Source organism: Burkholderia sp. AU45251, assembly GCF_030482905.1.
In the GTDB taxonomy this organism is placed as follows: domain Bacteria; phylum Pseudomonadota; class Gammaproteobacteria; order Burkholderiales; family Burkholderiaceae; genus Burkholderia; species Burkholderia aenigmatica.
On the sequence record NZ_JAUJQH010000024.1, the window covers coordinates 46,047 to 60,229 of the forward strand.

Genomic DNA, 14,183 nt, shown 5'->3' on the forward strand with positions numbered 1-14,183 from the left:
CGGAACGTCCTTTGCGCCACACGCGTATTTGAATGATGCTTTCTCAGCTCACCCAGACTCGTCACGATCCGACCCTCATGCTTTCCCCCCCCATCGCCATCGGCGACATCCAGGGCTGCCATTCGGCTTTCCAGTCTTTGCTCGACAAGCTTTCAGCCCCCGCCGACACGCCGCTGTGGATCGCCGGCGACGTCGTCAACCGCGGCCCGGACTCCCTCGCCTCGCTGCGAGCACTCGTCGACCTCGGCCCGCGCGCGACCGTCGTGCTCGGCAATCACGACCTCCACCTGCTTGCGGTCTCCGCCGGCCTGCGCACCGAACGCCCGGGCGACACCATCGGCGAGATTCTCGACGCGCCCGACGCCGACGCGCTGCTCGATTGGGTCCGCCACCGTCCGTTCGTGCATGCGGAGCACGGGATGCTGCTCGTGCATGCGGGCATGCTGCCGCAGTGGGATGCCACGCTCGTGCTGGAACTCGCCGACGAACTCCAGCGCGCGTTGCGCGCGCCCGACTGGCGCGACACGCTGCAGAAGCTGTACGGCAACGAGCCGTATCAATGGAGCCCGGATCTGAAGAAACGCGACCGGATGCGCGTCGCGTTCAACGCATTCACGCGCCTACGCTTCTGCACCCCCGACGGTACGATGGAATTCAAGGCGAACGGCGGCCCCGACAACGCACCGCCCGGCTACCTGCCGTGGTTCGACGTACCGGGGCGCCGCACGGAGAACGTGACGGTCGTGTTCGGGCACTGGGCCGCGCTCGGCCTGATGCTGCGCGACAACGTCGTCGCGCTCGATTCGGGGTGCGTGTGGGGTAACCAGCTGTCGGCCGTGCGGCTGACGGCCGATCCGGCGCAGCGCACCGTCACGCAGGTGCAGTGCGACGCGTGCCGCGCGCCGGGCGGAGAGTGATTACAGGCTGATTCGCGGGGCCGGGAGGCGCGTCAACCCTCGCGCCCCGGCACGGGTGCATCGGCCGCCTCGTCGGCTGCCGCGCCGGCGCCGATCTCGGTCGTCGGATACGCATGCCTGGCCAGTTCCGCGAGCGACTCGGCCGTCGGCTTGCCGACATTTGCCTGCAGCGTCGCGAGCGCGGCCGCGATCGCGTCGCGTGCCGCCGCAGACGTCGCCCGCCGGTCGCCACCCGGCGCGATCGGTTCGCACACGTACAGGTGCACGACGAGCGGGCCGCCGCGCAACACCATGTCGAGCGACTTGCCGAGCGCCAGCTCGCCCGTGTAGGCCGGCGCGACCGACTGCCGCCGCTGCGCATCCTCGTACATCAGGCAGATCGGCTGCACCGCGCAGCCGGCCGATACCGCGGACTGGAACAGGTTCGCATGGAACGGCAGCAGTTCCTGCCCGTCGGTCGTCGTCCCTTCCGGAAACACGCACATCAGCCCGCCGTTGCGCAGGCGCTCGGCCATTTCGTGCATGACCCGCATCGCCTCCGTGCGCTTCTCGCGCTGCAGGAACACGGTGTCGAGCTTCTCCGCGAGCCAGCCGACGACCGGCCACTGCCGCACCTCGGCCTTCGACACGAACGGCGTCGGCCGCCACGCGTTGACCGCGTAGATATCGAGCCACGACACGTGATTGCCGACCACGAGCGCGCTCGCGTCGAGCCGCGCGCTGTCGTTGTGCACGACGAGTCGCATCCCGCAAATCCGCAGCATCTTGAGCGTCCAGCGGCGCGTCATCTCGGCGCGCCGCGCGGGCGTGACATGCGAAAAACGCAGCGCGACGATCGCCATGCCGCGCAACAGGTGAAAAACGAGACGCAGCTTGCGAAGGGCAATCATGGCGAAGGTCCGGCGTGGTTCAGGGGCGCTCGAACGCGATCTGCCCGGCGACGAGCGTCGTGCGCACGCAGGCGGGCAGTTCGTAGCCGAGGAACGGCGAGTTGTGGCCCTGGCTCTTCAGCGCACGCGGCTCGACACGCCAGTGCGCGCGCGGGTCGAACACGCACAGGTCGGCCGCACTGCCTTCGGCCAGGCGGCCGGCCGGCAGCTGCAGCACGTCGGCCGGTGCGGACGTGATGCGGCGCAGCGCCTGCGCGAGCGGCGTGCGCGTCTCGTCCGCCCACTTCAGCGTCAGCGACAACAGCAGTTCGAGCCCCGTCGCGCCCGGCGTCGCTTCGCCGAACGGCAGCAGCTTCTCGTCGTCGTCGACCGGCGTATGGTCGGAACAGATCGCGTCGATCGTGCCGTCGGCGAGCGCCACGCGAATCGCTTCGCGATCGCGCTCGCTGCGCAGCGGCGGATCGAGCCGGAACTGCGAATCGAAGTAGCCGATGTCGATGTCTATCAGGTGCACGTGATTCACGCCGACGTCGCAGGTCACGGGCAGCCCCTCGGCCTTCGCCTCGCGCACGAGCGCGAGGCCCGCCGCCGACGACAGCCGCGCAAGGTGCACGCGTGCGCCCGTCACGCGCATCAGTTCGAAGATCGTGTGCAGCGCGATCGTCTCGGCCGCGACCGGCACGCCGGACAGCCCGAGCCGCGACGCCAGCGCGCCGCTGGCAGCGACGCCGCCGCGGCCGATGAAGGCGTCTTGCGGGCGCAGCCACGTGGTGTAGCCGTAGGTGCTCGCGTATTGCAGCGCACGCAGCAGCACCTGCGTGTCGCGCACCGGCACGTTGGCATGCGTGAAGCCGACGCAGCCGGACTCGGTCAGCGCGACCATCTCGGTAATCACTTCACCCTTGAGGCCGACCGTCAGCGCGCCGAGCGGATGGACGTTCGCCTGATGCAGGTTGCGCGCGCGGTACTTGAGCATCTCGACGAGGCCCGGCTCGTCGAGCACGGGATCGGTATCCGGCGGGCACACGAGCGTCGTGACGCCGCCCGCGACGGCCGCGGCCATCTCGGATGCGAGCGTCGCCTTGTGCTCGTAGCCGGGCTCGCGCAGCCGCGCGCACAGGTCGACGAGGCCGGGCGCGACGATCAGGCCCGACGCGTCGATCGTCCTGTCCGCGTTGAAACCGGCCGGCGCCGTGCCGAGCGCGGCGATGTTGCCGCCTGCGACGAATACGTCGGCCTGTTGCTCGGTACCGGCGACCGGGTCGATCAGCGTGCCGCCTTTGATATGAATCTTCATGCGCTGTCTGTGAATGCGTTGATTGCGTGAATAGGGATGCGCGAAAGCGGGCTCAGTCGCTGTTGCCGGCGACGATGCCCATCACCGCCATCCGCACGGCGATGCCGAACGTGACCTGATTGAGGATCACTGACTGCGGGCCGTCGGCGACCTGCGAATCGATCTCGACGCCGCGGTTCATCGGGCCCGGGTGCATCACGATCGCGTCGGGCGCGGCGAGCGCGAGGCGCTCGGGCGTCAGGCCCCAGGTCTTGAAGTATTCCTGTGCGGAAGGCAACAGTGCGCCGCTCATCCGCTCGTTCTGCAGGCGCAGCATGATGATCACGTCGACGCCCTTCAGCCCTTCGTCGAGGTTGTGGAACACCTTCACGCCCATCTGCTCGAGACCGCCCGGCAGCAGCGTGCGCGGGCCGATCGCGCGCACTTCCGGCACGCCGAGCGTGGTGAGCGCATGGATGTCGGAGCGCGCGACGCGCGAATGCAGGATGTCGCCGACGATCGCCACGCGCAGCTTCGTGAAGTCGCGCTTGTAGTGACGGATCGTGTACATGTCGAGCAGGCCCTGCGTCGGGTGCGCATGGCGGCCGTCGCCGGCGTTGATCACGTGCACGTGCGGCGCGCAGTGCTCGGCGATCAGGTACGGCGCGCCGCTCGACGCGTGACGCACGACGAACAGGTCGGCATGCATCGCCGACAGGTTGTTGATCGTGTCGAGCAGCGATTCGCCCTTGCTCGTCGACGACGCGTTGATGTTCAGGTTCAGCACGTCGGCCGACAGGCGCGTCGCGGCGATCTCGAAGGTCGTGCGCGTGCGCGTCGAGTTCTCGAAGAACAGGTTGAACACGGACTTGCCGCGCAGCAGCGGCACCTTCTTCACTTCACGGTCCGTCACGCTGACGAACTGCTCGGCCGTATCGAGGATGTGGTTGACGATCGAGCGCGGCAGGCCCTCGATCGACAGCAGGTGCTTCAGCTCGCCGTTTTTCGTGAGCTGCGGGTTGCCCTTCAGGAAGCCGTAGCGAAACCGGTCGGGGCTCGCGGCCGCAGCGGGATTGCCGGTGCGGCCAGTGGTGTCGGTGGTCATGGTGTGCGTGATTCCAACTATGCAAACGGGCCGCGGTGCAAACCGGCGGCCCGGGATACGGTTCGCGTGTCGTTCAGGCGCCGTGCGCCTCGACGCGCAGCGTGAACTGCGCATCGTCGCGCGCGAGCACGAGCGTCGCATCGGCCGGCACGTCGAGCGCGCCACCCGCGAAGCGTGCGGCGACCGGCAGCTCGCGGCCGCCGCGATCGGCGAGCACCGCGAGCTCGACCGCGGCAGGACGGCCGTAGTCGAACAGCTCGTTGAGTGCCGCGCGCACGGTGCGCCCGGTGTACAGCACGTCGTCGACGAGCACGATGCGCGCGCCGTCGACCTCGAACGGCAGCGACGTCGGGCTGGCCTGGCTGTGCAGCCCCTTCTTCGCGTAGTCGTCGCGGTGCAGCGCGACGTTCACGACGCCGAACGCCGGTGCGCCGAGATCGCGCGCGAGGCGCTCGGCAAGCCACGCGCCGCCGCTGTGAATGCCGGCGAGCCGCGGGCCGCCTGGTTCGGCGAAAGCCATGCCGTACGCGGCGCGGATCTGGTCGAGCAGGACGCGGTAAAGCGCCTCGGCATCAATGGTGCTCATGGTCGGACAATTGATCGAGATACTGTTGAAGGATGACGCGCGCGGCCTCGGCATCGAGCATCTCGGCCCGTGCGCGGCCGCGCACGTTGCGCTCGCGCAGCCCGGCCTCGGCCTCGACCGACGAATAGCGCTCGTCGACCCAGGTGACGGGCAGCCCGAAGCGGCCGTTCAGTTGGTTGCCGAAGCGCTTCGCCTGCTGCGTCATGTCGTGCGGCGTGCCGTCCGGATGCATCGGCAGGCCGACGACGAGCGAGTCCGGCCGCCATTCGGCCAGCAGGTCGCCGACCGCCTTGAAGCGGTGTTCGCGGTTCAGGTTCTGGATCACGACGAGCGCACGGGCCGAGCGCGTCAGCGCATTGCCGATCGCGACGCCGATACGTTTTTCGCCGTAGTCGAACGCGAGGAGCGTCGCATCGCGCGCACTCGCGCCACTCATGCGTGCCCTGCTTCGCCGGACAGCATCGACGAGCTGACGCCGAGCAGGCCGAGTGCGGCTTCGAAGCGCTCTTCGGCCGGCGTGTCGAACACGATGCGCGGATCGGCGGCCACAGTCAGCCAGCCGTTGCGGGAAATTTCTTCCTCGAGCTGCCCGGCCCCCCAGCCCGCATGGCCGAGCGTCAGCAGGAAGCGCTTCGGGCCGGTGCCCGTCGCGACCGCCTCGAGCACGTCCTTCGACGTGGTCATCTCCAGCCCGCCCTCGACGGACATCGACGAGTTGTAGCTCGCGCCCTCCACCGGCTCGTGCAGCACGAAACCGCGCTCGGTCTGGACCGGGCCGCCGAAGTACACCGGGATGTGCAGCAGCGGCTCGATGTCGAGCTTCAGGTCGATGCGGTTGAACAGCGATTCGAGGTCGATGTCGGTAGGACGATTGATGACGAGGCCGAGCGCACCGCGCTCGCTGTGATCGCAAAGATAGACCACCGTTCCCGAGAACGTCGGATCGGCCATGTTAGGCATGGCGATCAGGAACTGGTTGGTGAGATTGATGCGATCGGAAGGCTTTGACATGGTTTGAATTTTAGCAAAGACGCCGCGGCCTGACCGAGCCGCGATCAACAAGCAACGCCGCACCGCGCTGGCAACGGCGCGCACGGATCACACGGCACTCTAACACGCGCGCGGGCGCTGTCGGCAGCGTGTTGCGGGCCCGCGCAGCAAGGGCCGCCGGCGCGTGTTCGTCCCCTTGTTCGTCAGGCTCGGCCGAGCGCCGCGCCGAGCGCGCCGGACGCCGCGGTGAGATCCGGCGGCGCGACGCCGGCCGCGATCTTCAGCAGCGCCGCGCGCAGCATGTCGGACGCGTGGCCGTGTGCGTCGAGGCCGCCGTCGGCGAGCGGCACGCCGTGCGCCGCACGCCGCCAGGCGAGGCCGAGCGTGTCGGCCAGGAGCGCCGCGTGGCCGAGCCCGAGCGCGCAGGCGGCCGTGCCGACCCGGTAGGCGGCACCGGACGCATGCCATGCGGCACTCGCGTCGGCTCTGGCCGGATCGGCTGCGAGGTCGGCCATCGACGCATCGGCCGTCTGCAGGAAATCCTCATAGGCATGCGCATTGACCGTCACGACGCCGAGCGCGCGCGTCGGCGCAGCGGCGACCGCATCGTGCTCGGCCCGCGCGGCATCGGCCTCCCACAGCGCTTCGGACGCGGGCGTGCCAGCCACGTGCCAGTCGACCGTCAGCCCGTAGTCGTGCAGCACGTCGACGAGCGCGACATCCTCGGCCGCAGCGCCGAACAGCGCGAAATCGCGCCATAGCAGCGCGACCGTCTCACGCACGAACTCGGGCGGCGCGTCGCGCCGGCCCTGCGCGTGCTCTCCGAGCAGCAGGTTCGTGCGCGCGAGAAAGCGCTTCAGCTCGGGCGCGCCGCTGGCGCGCAACGCGCGCAAGCACGCGGCCGCGAGCCGCCAGAAATTGTATGGATCGTCGTCGGCGAGCGCGGCCAGCATCGCATCGAGTTCGTCGAGCGCCGCGTCGGGCGCGCCGTGTTCCGCGCGCAGCAGGCCAAGCAGCGCCTGTTCGTAGCGGGCGCGAATTCGGGTCGCGAACGCATCGGGCAGCGCGCGCAGCGTGGCCGGCGGCACCGCGCGACCGACGAGCGCGAGCGCGTCGAGCGGCGCGTTTGCACGCAGGTCGGCGGCGCTTTGCGCACGCAATGCACGAAAATGCTCGAATAGAACGGGCGAGCAGGCAAGCTCGCGCAGGTTATGGCGTGCGACGGCCGCGCGGAAATCGCGCAGCGCCGCGCGCCAGCCGGCCGAAGTCGGCTCGACGGCGACCAGCGGCACGGCGGCCGACAGTTGCCCCGCGAAACGCGCGGCCGGCAGCCAGCCGGCTTCCGCCAGCACGGCCGCCGCGGCGGACAGCGGCGCGGCCGCATCGTCACGCTGCTCGAAAGCGTCGGCGGCCGCCGCAAGCCATGCGTCGGCCGCACGCACGGCCCCGCCGCGCGGGTTGGGCAGTGCATCAGGGTGGGGAACGTTCGCCGGTTCTGGCCTCATGGACACGCGCGCCTGTCATCGTCAAGTCGCTCGCGCGACCCTCGGCGCGCAAGCGCCGGGCCGATGCGAGACCTGAGCGGTGTGTCCGTGGGCCAGCGATCCGGTCAGATCTGGACCATCTCGAAGTCTTCCTTGCGGGCGCCGCATTCAGGGCACGTCCAGTTGATCGGGACGTCTTCCCAGCGCGTGCCCGGGGCAATGCCCTCTTCCGGCAGCCCGGCTTCTTCGTCGTAAATCCAGCCACAAATCAGGCACATCCAGCTCTTGTATTCCATCTTAAGCCGCGTCGGGAAAGTCGGTAAATTCGGGAGCCATGATGGTACCGTGTCGGGGCCGGACTGCCTAGCAATCGCGCTGGAGTAACGCGACTACGTTGCGCTGCGCTAAAAAATCCGTCGTGCGGGCCGGATTCCGCCGCATAATGACTGAAAAGTGCGGCCTGCCGGGCAACACAGGGCCGAAAACGCCCATTTCGCCTCGCCGTCCGCATGTCCGTCGCTTGTCCGTTTTTCTCTTGCCCCATTTTTACATGTCCAGCAACGCCCCTCCGATCGTCCTCACCTTCGGCCTGTCCGATCCCACCGGCGGCTCTGGCATTCAAGCCGATCTGTTGACCCTGGCGAGCATGGGCTGTCACGGTGTGTCCGTCCTGACGGGCTACACCGTGCGCGACTCGGCCGCTTGCGACGAAGTGACGGGGCTCGATCCCGACGTCGTCGCCGCCCAGGCGCGCATGCTGCTCGAGGACATGCCGGTCGCCGCGTTCAAGATCGGCGCCACCACGCGCGCGGAAGTCGTCAGCGCGATCGCCGAAGTGGTCGCGGACTACGACGGCGTGCCGCTCGTGCTCGCGCCGGATTTCACGCTCGACGACGAGCACGTGCTCGCCGCCGACGACCTGCGCGAATCGATCGCCGACCTGCTCGCACCGCAAACCACGCTGCTGGTCGCCGACTACGCGACGCTGATCGCGCTCGCGCAGCCGGACGGCGATGCCGAGGCGCCGAATCTCGATGCGGCCCTGTCGCACCTGCTGTCGCAAGGCTGCGAATACATCCTGTCGTCCGAGACGGGTTCGCACCGGCTCGTCAACACGCTGTACGGCGAGGAAGGCCAACTGCGCGAGGACATGTGGGATCGTTCGCCGCACCGGCTGATGGGCATCACCGACACGCTGGGCGCAGCAATCGCGGCGCTGCTCGCGAACGGCCAGGAGCCGCCCGAAGCCGTGCGCGAAGCGCAGGAATACCTGTACCAGGCCGTTCGCGACGCGTTCCGGCCCGGCATGGGGGCATACCTGCCCGACCGGTTCTTCTGGGCGCGCAGCAACGAAGACTCGGACACCCCGCCCGCCGCGAAGGCCGACCCGGTGCCGAGGACATCGCACCGGCACTGAAGCGGACACGGCGGGGCATGCCCCGCCGTCGCACCTGCCGCGCCGCTTTGGGCGCGACCGCTCCGGCTGCCCCGCGCACGCACCGAAATCTGCACGCATAAAAAAAGACCCGCATCGCTGCGGGTCTTTTCTTTTGGCTGGAACGCGCATCGCTGCGCGTTCCGGACAATCGACCGAAGTCGATTACATGTCCATGCCCATGCCGCCCATGCCGCCCGGCATGCCGCCCGGCATCGGTGCATCTTCCTTCGGCAGTTCTGCGACAGCTGCGTCCGTCGTCAGCAGCAGGCCTGCAACCGAAGCTGCGTTCTGCAGTGCGGTGCGCGTGACCTTGGTCGGGTCGACGACGCCGGCTTCAACCATGTCGACGTACTCGCCCGTTGCTGCGTTGTAGCCGTAGTTGCCCGTACCTGCAGCAACTGCCGCCACCACGACGCTGGCTTCTTCGCCGCCGTTCGTGACGATCTGGCGCAGCGGCTCTTCCATTGCGCGCAGCACGATCTTGATGCCGGCGTTTTGATCGGCGTTAGCGCCGGTCAGGCCTGCGATCGCGGTGCGAGCGCGGATCAGCGCAACGCCGCCACCTGCCACGATGCCTTCTTCCACAGCTGCGCGCGTTGCGTGCAGTGCGTCTTCGACACGTGCCTTCTTTTCCTTCATTTCGACTTCGGTCGCTGCGCCGACCTTGATCACTGCAACACCGCCGGCCAGCTTGGCCACGCGCTCTTGCAGCTTTTCACGGTCGTAGTCCGACGTCGCTTCTTCGATTTGCGCGCGCACTTGCTTCACGCGTGCTTCGATGTTCACGGCTTCGCCTGCGCCGTCGATGATCGTCGTGTTTTCCTTGCCCACTTCGATGCGCTTCGCCTGGCCCAGTTCTGCCAGCGTTGCCTTCTCGAGCGTCAGGCCGGTTTCTTCAGCGATCACCTGGCCGCCGGTCAGGATCGCGATGTCTTCCAGCATCGCCTTGCGACGATCGCCGAAGCCCGGCGCCTTGACCGCAACGGTCTTCAGGATGCCGCGGATGTTGTTCACGACCAGCGTCGCGAGTGCTTCGCCTTCGATGTCTTCAGCGATGATCAGCAGCGGACGGCCAGCCTTCGCGACTTGCTCGAGTACCGGCAGCAGATCACGGATGTTCGACACCTTCTTGTCGTGCAGCAGCACGAACGGGTTGTCGAGAACAGCGACTTGCTTTTCCGGGTTGTTGATGAAGTACGGCGACAGGTAGCCGCGGTCGAATTGCATGCCTTCGACGACGTCGAGTTCGTCAGCCAGCGACTTGCCGTCTTCGACGGTGATCACGCCTTCCTTGCCGACCTTGTCCATCGCTTCAGCGATGCGATCGCCGATCGACGTGTCGCTGTTCGCCGAGATCGAGCCGACCTGTGCGATTTCCTTGTTCGTCGTGCACGGCTTGCTGATCTTCTTCAGCTCTTCGACAGCCGCTGCGACTGCCTTGTCGATGCCGCGCTTCAGGTCCATCGGGTTCATGCCCGATGCGACGTACTTCATGCCTTCGCGAACGATCGATTGCGCGAGGACGGTTGCCGTCGTCGTGCCGTCGCCTGCGTTGTCGCTGGTCTTGGAAGCAACTTCCTTGACCATTTGCGCGCCCATGTTCTGGAGCTTGTCCTTCAGCTCGATTTCCTTCGCGACCGACACACCGTCCTTGGTGACCGTCGGGCCGCCGAAGCTGCGCTCGAGCACGACGTTGCGGCCCTTCGGACCCAGCGTGACCTTGACTGCGTTGGCGAGAATGTTCACGCCTTCGACCATCTTCGAACGGGCGGAATCGCCGAATACGACGTCTTTAGCTGCCATCTTCTAACTCCTTGAATTCTTGGGAATATGTACCGTCGGTGGACGCGCTTACTTGGCGTTGACCACGGCCATGATGTCTTCTTCGCGCATGACCAGCAGTTCGTTGCCGTCGACCTTCACGGTCTGGCCTGCGTACTTGCCGAACAGGACGCGATCGCCGACCTTCACGTCGAGCGCGATCGGGGCGCCCTTGTCGTCGCGCTTGCCCGGGCCGACGGCCAGGACTTCGCCCTGGTCCGGCTTTTCAGCAGCGGCGTCGGGGATCACGATGCCCGAGGCGGTCTTGGTTTCCTGATCCAGGCGCTTGACGATCACGCGATCGTGCAAAGGACGAAGGTTCATATTCACTCCTCTCTTGACTGAGATTGAAGAACGCTTAGGGAATCTGCCCGGCTTGTCGCCCGGCAGAGAATTGTTAGCACTCTCGTGCAGCGAGTGCTAATTATATGGACGGGTTTTGACAAATTCAAGAAGGGAAACTGGAGGAATTTTCAGTGTGGCGATGCGGCGGGAAAGGCACGCAAAAACAATAAAAAACCCTTTTAAAACAATAATATGACGAACTTTTCCCGGCCTGGCCGGCGGGCCCGCGCGGCCCGCGAATCTCATTCAGCCCCGTTTGGACACCGGGTAAGCACGGAGTTCCTGCGATCGGCGGCATCGCATGAAAAAACCTGTGCGGGCGTCGATTCCGTCCGCCGCGACGCGCCCGTCCCCCTCCACCTCGGCAGTTTCATCCCCCCTCGCGCGGATCCATCGATCCGCATCAAATCATACATTGTCATTACGCAGACATTTACGGTTTGCCTCGTACAAAACACGTGTCAGGCCCCATCCGTAAGGGTTCGGATTACAGACAGTAATTTAGATGCGAATCATTCTCGTTTACATTGACTTTCCCATTTGACACTCCTACGATGCGCCGCGTTGCGTTCATCTTCGTGCCCTGGCCGATCGGTGCCGAGCGTCCGGACAGCGACCGACAAGCAGGATTCCTTACCAAATAAAACCAGGGATTTGATATGACGTTTGCGTCGTTCCAGGGAGACAGCGTCCGTGCCCGGATGCGCCCCGCCGCCTGTGCGGCCGTCCTCGCGTGCGCCGCGTTCGCGAGCGGCGCGGCTTTCGCCGACACGCCCGTCGACGCGCAGCCCGAAGCGCCCGAGGCCGACCTCGCGATCCACGCGAAGCCGACCAACGCGTTGACCGGCATCTGGACGCGCCAGAACCTGCTTGGCGACATGGGCGGCATCCGCCCGTGGCTCGGCAAGTACGGCGCGACGCTGCAGATCACCGAAACCAGCGAATACCTGGCGAACCTGCGCGGCGGCCTGAACCGTGGCGGCGCGTACGACGGACTGACGACGGCCACCTTGACGGTCGACACGCAGAAGGCGATCGGCCTGCCCGGCGGCACGTTCAACGTCAGCGCGCTGCAGATCCACGGCACCAACCTCAGCACGAGAAACCTCGGCACGCTCAACACCGCGAGCGGCATCGAGGCGCAGGGCACGACGCGCCTGTGGGAGCTCTGGTACCAGCAGTCGTTCCTCGACAAGCGCGTCGACGTGAAGATCGGCCAGCAGAGCCTGGACCAGGAATTCATGGTCAGCACGTATGCGAACACGTTCGTCAACACGATGTTCGGCTGGCCCGCGCTGCCGTCGTACGACTTGCCGAACGGCGGCCCCGCGTATCCGCTCGCCGGCCTCGGCGTGCGCGTGCGTGCGCAGATCACGCCGAAGGTCACCGCGCTCGCGGGCGTGTTCGACGGCGATCCGCTCGGCAACAATCCGAGCAACCTGAGCGGCACCAACTTCAACCTGCACAACGGTGCGCTCTACATCGGCGAACTGCAGTACGCGCTGAACCAGCCGTCCGACGGCGAAATGGACACCGGCCACTCGAACGGGCTGCCGGGCACCTACAAGATCGGCGTCTGGTATCACAACGGCCGCTTCGCGGACCAGAACGTCGGCACCGACGGGCTGTCGCTCGCGGACCCCGCATCGAACGGCAACGCGCAGCAGCGTCACGGCAACTACAGCTTCTACGCGGTGGCCGACCAGATGGTCTGGCGTCCCGACCCGACCGGCCCGCGAAGCCTCGGCGTGTTCGCACGCGTGATGGGCGCGCCGGGCGACCGCAACCTGGTGAGCTTCTCGGCCAACGCGGGGATCGTGCTGAAGGCGCCGTTCGAAGGCCGCGACAACGACAGCGTCGGCCTCGGCGTCACGTACATCCAGGTCGGCAACCACGTGACCGACCTCGACCAGACCGCGCGGACGTTCGCAGCCAGCCCGTACGGCGTGCGCACCCGCGAGACGACGCTCGAAGCGACCTACCAGTACCAGGTCAACCCGTGGTGGATCGTCCAGGCCGACGCGCAGTACACGTTCAATGCCGGCGCCGGCCAGAACCCGAGCGACGCGACCCAGCCGCTGCGCAATACGTTCGTGCTCGGCGCCCGTACGACGATCACGTTCTGAGCGACGCGCACGCTGCCCAATTTCGCGCGCCGCCCGGACGGCGCGCTCCCCAGGAGAGTCACATGAATCCATCCGCCCCGCTTCGCCGCCTCGCGACGGGCGCACTGGCTGCCGCCGCACTAACGGCCGCCGCCGGCGCACTCGCCGAGCCGCAAGGTTTCCTCGAGACGCTGCATCGCCACACCACGCTCGTCAACACGGTGCCGGACAACGGCGACCAAAACCCGTACGCGATCGCGGTCGCGCCGGTGTCGGCCGGCACGATCCAGGCGGGCGACGTGCTCGTCGACAACTTCAACAACTCGGCGAACCTGCAAGGTACCGGCAGCACGATCGTCAACTACCGCCCGTCGACGAAGCAGCTGAGCCTGTTCGCATCGATCCCGCGCGACCTGAAGGCGTGCCCGGGCGGCGTCGGCCTGTCGACGGCGATGACGATGCTGAAATCCGGCTGGGTGATCGTCGGCAGCACGCCGAGCAACGACGGCACGACCAACACCAAGGGCGCCGGCTGCCTGATCGTGCTCGATCCGCAAGGCAAGATCGCATCGACGTGGTCGACCCCGAACATCAACGACCCGTGGGGCAACATGGCCGTGGTCGACCGCGGCGACAGCGCGACGCTGTTCGTCAGCATGGCCGGCTTCGGCGTCGGCGGCGCGGACGGCAATCCGCCCGTCTACAAGCAGGCGACCGTGCTGCGTCTCGATCTCGACGTGCCGGCCGGCAAGCCGCCCGTGATCAAGCAGGAAACGGTCGTCGCGAGCGGCCTCGGCGCGCAGGCCGACAAGGGCGTATTCCTGGTCGGCCCGACCGGCCTCGCGCTGTCCGGCGACCAGAAGAAGCTGTACGTGTCGGACGCGATCGGCAACCGCATCGTCGAGATCGACGACCCGCTCACGCGCGACACCAGCGCGGGCGTCGGCCGCCAGATCACCGCCGACGGCTTCCTGCGCCGCCCGCTCGCGCTCGCGACCGCGCCGAACGGCCACCTGCTCGCGACCAACGCGCAGAACGGCCAGGTCGTCGAGATCGACCCGGTCGCCGGCAAGCAGCTCTATGCGCGCTGGATCAATACCGACAAGGCGCAGACGCCCCCCGGCAACGGCAACCTGTTCGGCATCGCGATGACGCCTGAAGGCGACGGCTTCTACTACGTCGCGGACGACGTCAACACGCTGTTGCTCGCGAAGTAATGGAGCCAA

14 protein-coding genes are annotated in these 14,183 nt (G+C 67.2%); 4 read left to right on the forward strand and 10 right to left on the reverse strand.

The window, feature by feature from the left end:
* The first annotated feature begins 77 nt into the window (after window positions 1-77).
* Entirely contained in the window at window positions 78-917 is an 840-nt protein-coding gene (locus QZM67_RS31850; RefSeq protein ID WP_043181592.1) for a symmetrical bis(5'-nucleosyl)-tetraphosphatase, read from the forward strand.
* Between the two features lie 32 nt (window positions 918-949).
* Here QZM67_RS31850 and QZM67_RS31855 read toward each other — a convergent pair whose 3' ends face one another.
* From QZM67_RS31855 to QZM67_RS31890, 8 genes are all read right to left on the reverse strand, one after another.
* On the reverse strand, window positions 950-1,807 hold the full coding sequence (locus QZM67_RS31855) for a 1-acyl-sn-glycerol-3-phosphate acyltransferase (protein ID WP_301809423.1): 858 nt from the start codon (window positions 1,805-1,807) through the stop codon (window positions 950-952).
* 19 nt (window positions 1,808-1,826) lie between these two features.
* On the reverse strand, window positions 1,827-3,104 hold the full coding sequence (locus QZM67_RS31860; protein WP_301809426.1) for a dihydroorotase: 1,278 nt from the start codon (window positions 3,102-3,104) through the stop codon (window positions 1,827-1,829).
* Window positions 3,105-3,156: 52 nt separating this feature from the next.
* Window positions 3,157-4,188 carry an aspartate carbamoyltransferase catalytic subunit gene (locus QZM67_RS31865; protein ID WP_006476735.1) on the reverse strand — a complete coding sequence of 344 codons (1,032 nt, stop codon included), beginning with the start codon at window positions 4,186-4,188 and terminating at the stop codon, window positions 3,157-3,159.
* Window positions 4,189-4,261: 73 nt separating this feature from the next.
* Complete coding sequence (pyrR, locus tag QZM67_RS31870) at window positions 4,262-4,774, reverse strand: bifunctional pyr operon transcriptional regulator/uracil phosphoribosyltransferase PyrR (protein ID WP_175021819.1); 513 nt, start codon at window positions 4,772-4,774, stop codon at window positions 4,262-4,264.
* The gene (ruvX, locus tag QZM67_RS31875) at window positions 4,761-5,210 is read right to left on the reverse strand and encodes a Holliday junction resolvase RuvX (RefSeq protein WP_301809430.1); all 450 of its coding nucleotides are present in this window, start codon (window positions 5,208-5,210) and stop codon (window positions 4,761-4,763) included. The genes pyrR and ruvX overlap by 14 nt, the downstream gene beginning before the upstream one ends.
* A complete protein-coding gene (locus tag QZM67_RS31880; protein WP_011351143.1) occupies window positions 5,207-5,785 on the reverse strand; it encodes a YqgE/AlgH family protein in 579 nt (192 codons plus the stop codon). Before QZM67_RS31880 ends, ruvX begins: the two co-directional genes overlap by 4 nt.
* A 182-nt stretch (window positions 5,786-5,967) precedes the next feature.
* The gene (locus QZM67_RS31885; RefSeq protein ID WP_301809434.1) at window positions 5,968-7,269 is read right to left on the reverse strand and encodes a hypothetical protein; all 1,302 of its coding nucleotides are present in this window, start codon (window positions 7,267-7,269) and stop codon (window positions 5,968-5,970) included.
* Between the two features lie 104 nt (window positions 7,270-7,373).
* Window positions 7,374-7,544: a rubredoxin gene (locus QZM67_RS31890; protein WP_004186709.1), complete on the reverse strand. Its 171-nt coding sequence runs from the start codon at window positions 7,542-7,544 to the stop codon at window positions 7,374-7,376.
* A 254-nt stretch (window positions 7,545-7,798) separates the two neighbouring features.
* On the opposite strand from QZM67_RS31890, the gene QZM67_RS31895 reads away from it, so the two are divergent.
* Entirely contained in the window at window positions 7,799-8,665 is an 867-nt protein-coding gene (locus QZM67_RS31895) for a hydroxymethylpyrimidine/phosphomethylpyrimidine kinase (RefSeq protein ID WP_043181580.1), read from the forward strand.
* A gap of 183 nt (window positions 8,666-8,848) precedes the next feature.
* Here the strand turns inward: QZM67_RS31895 and groL are convergent, their stop codons facing one another.
* A complete protein-coding gene (gene groL, locus QZM67_RS31900; RefSeq protein WP_043181578.1) occupies window positions 8,849-10,489 on the reverse strand; it encodes a chaperonin GroEL in 1,641 nt (546 codons plus the stop codon).
* A 48-nt stretch (window positions 10,490-10,537) separates the two neighbouring features.
* Window positions 10,538-10,831: a co-chaperone GroES gene (gene groES / locus QZM67_RS31905; protein WP_011351136.1), complete on the reverse strand. Its 294-nt coding sequence runs from the start codon at window positions 10,829-10,831 to the stop codon at window positions 10,538-10,540.
* Between the two features lie 680 nt (window positions 10,832-11,511).
* Between groES and QZM67_RS31910 the strand changes: the two genes are divergently transcribed.
* Together QZM67_RS31910 and QZM67_RS31915 are read left to right on the forward strand one after the other, a co-directional pair.
* The gene (locus QZM67_RS31910) at window positions 11,512-12,978 is read left to right on the forward strand and encodes a carbohydrate porin (RefSeq protein ID WP_301809439.1); all 1,467 of its coding nucleotides are present in this window, start codon (window positions 11,512-11,514) and stop codon (window positions 12,976-12,978) included.
* A 62-nt stretch (window positions 12,979-13,040) separates the two neighbouring features.
* Window positions 13,041-14,174 (forward strand): hypothetical protein, encoded by a 1,134-nt coding sequence (locus tag QZM67_RS31915; protein WP_043181573.1) that lies wholly within the window; start codon window positions 13,041-13,043, stop codon window positions 14,172-14,174.
* The last annotated feature ends 9 nt before the right edge of the window (window positions 14,175-14,183 follow it).

Bases quoted from the DNA above. Each gene is read 5' to 3' on its own strand.
- QZM67_RS31865 (WP_006476735.1), bottom strand. From the start codon at position 4,188: ATGACCACCGACACCACTGGCCGCACCGGCAATCCCGCTGCGGCCGCG.
- QZM67_RS31910 (WP_301809439.1), top strand. From the start codon at position 11,512: ATGACGTTTGCGTCGTTCCAGGGAGACAGCGTCCGTGCCCGGATGCGC.
- QZM67_RS31895 (WP_043181580.1), top strand. From the start codon at position 7,799: ATGTCCAGCAACGCCCCTCCGATCGTCCTCACCTTCGGCCTGTCCGAT.
- pyrR (WP_175021819.1), bottom strand. From the start codon at position 4,774: ATGAGCACCATTGATGCCGAGGCGCTTTACCGCGTCCTGCTCGACCAG.
- QZM67_RS31860 (WP_301809426.1), bottom strand. From the start codon at position 3,104: ATGAAGATTCATATCAAAGGCGGCACGCTGATCGACCCGGTCGCCGGT.
- QZM67_RS31885 (WP_301809434.1), bottom strand. From the start codon at position 7,269: ATGAGGCCAGAACCGGCGAACGTTCCCCACCCTGATGCACTGCCCAAC.
- QZM67_RS31915 (WP_043181573.1), top strand. From the start codon at position 13,041: ATGAATCCATCCGCCCCGCTTCGCCGCCTCGCGACGGGCGCACTGGCT.
- QZM67_RS31855 (WP_301809423.1), bottom strand. From the start codon at position 1,807: ATGATTGCCCTTCGCAAGCTGCGTCTCGTTTTTCACCTGTTGCGCGGC.
- groES (WP_011351136.1), bottom strand. From the start codon at position 10,831: ATGAACCTTCGTCCTTTGCACGATCGCGTGATCGTCAAGCGCCTGGAT.
- QZM67_RS31890 (WP_004186709.1), bottom strand. From the start codon at position 7,544: ATGGAATACAAGAGCTGGATGTGCCTGATTTGTGGCTGGATTTACGAC.
- ruvX (WP_301809430.1), bottom strand. From the start codon at position 5,210: ATGAGTGGCGCGAGTGCGCGCGATGCGACGCTCCTCGCGTTCGACTAC.
- groL (WP_043181578.1), bottom strand. From the start codon at position 10,489: ATGGCAGCTAAAGACGTCGTATTCGGCGATTCCGCCCGTTCGAAGATG.
- QZM67_RS31880 (WP_011351143.1), bottom strand. From the start codon at position 5,785: ATGTCAAAGCCTTCCGATCGCATCAATCTCACCAACCAGTTCCTGATC.
- QZM67_RS31850 (WP_043181592.1), top strand. From the start codon at position 78: ATGCTTTCCCCCCCCATCGCCATCGGCGACATCCAGGGCTGCCATTCG.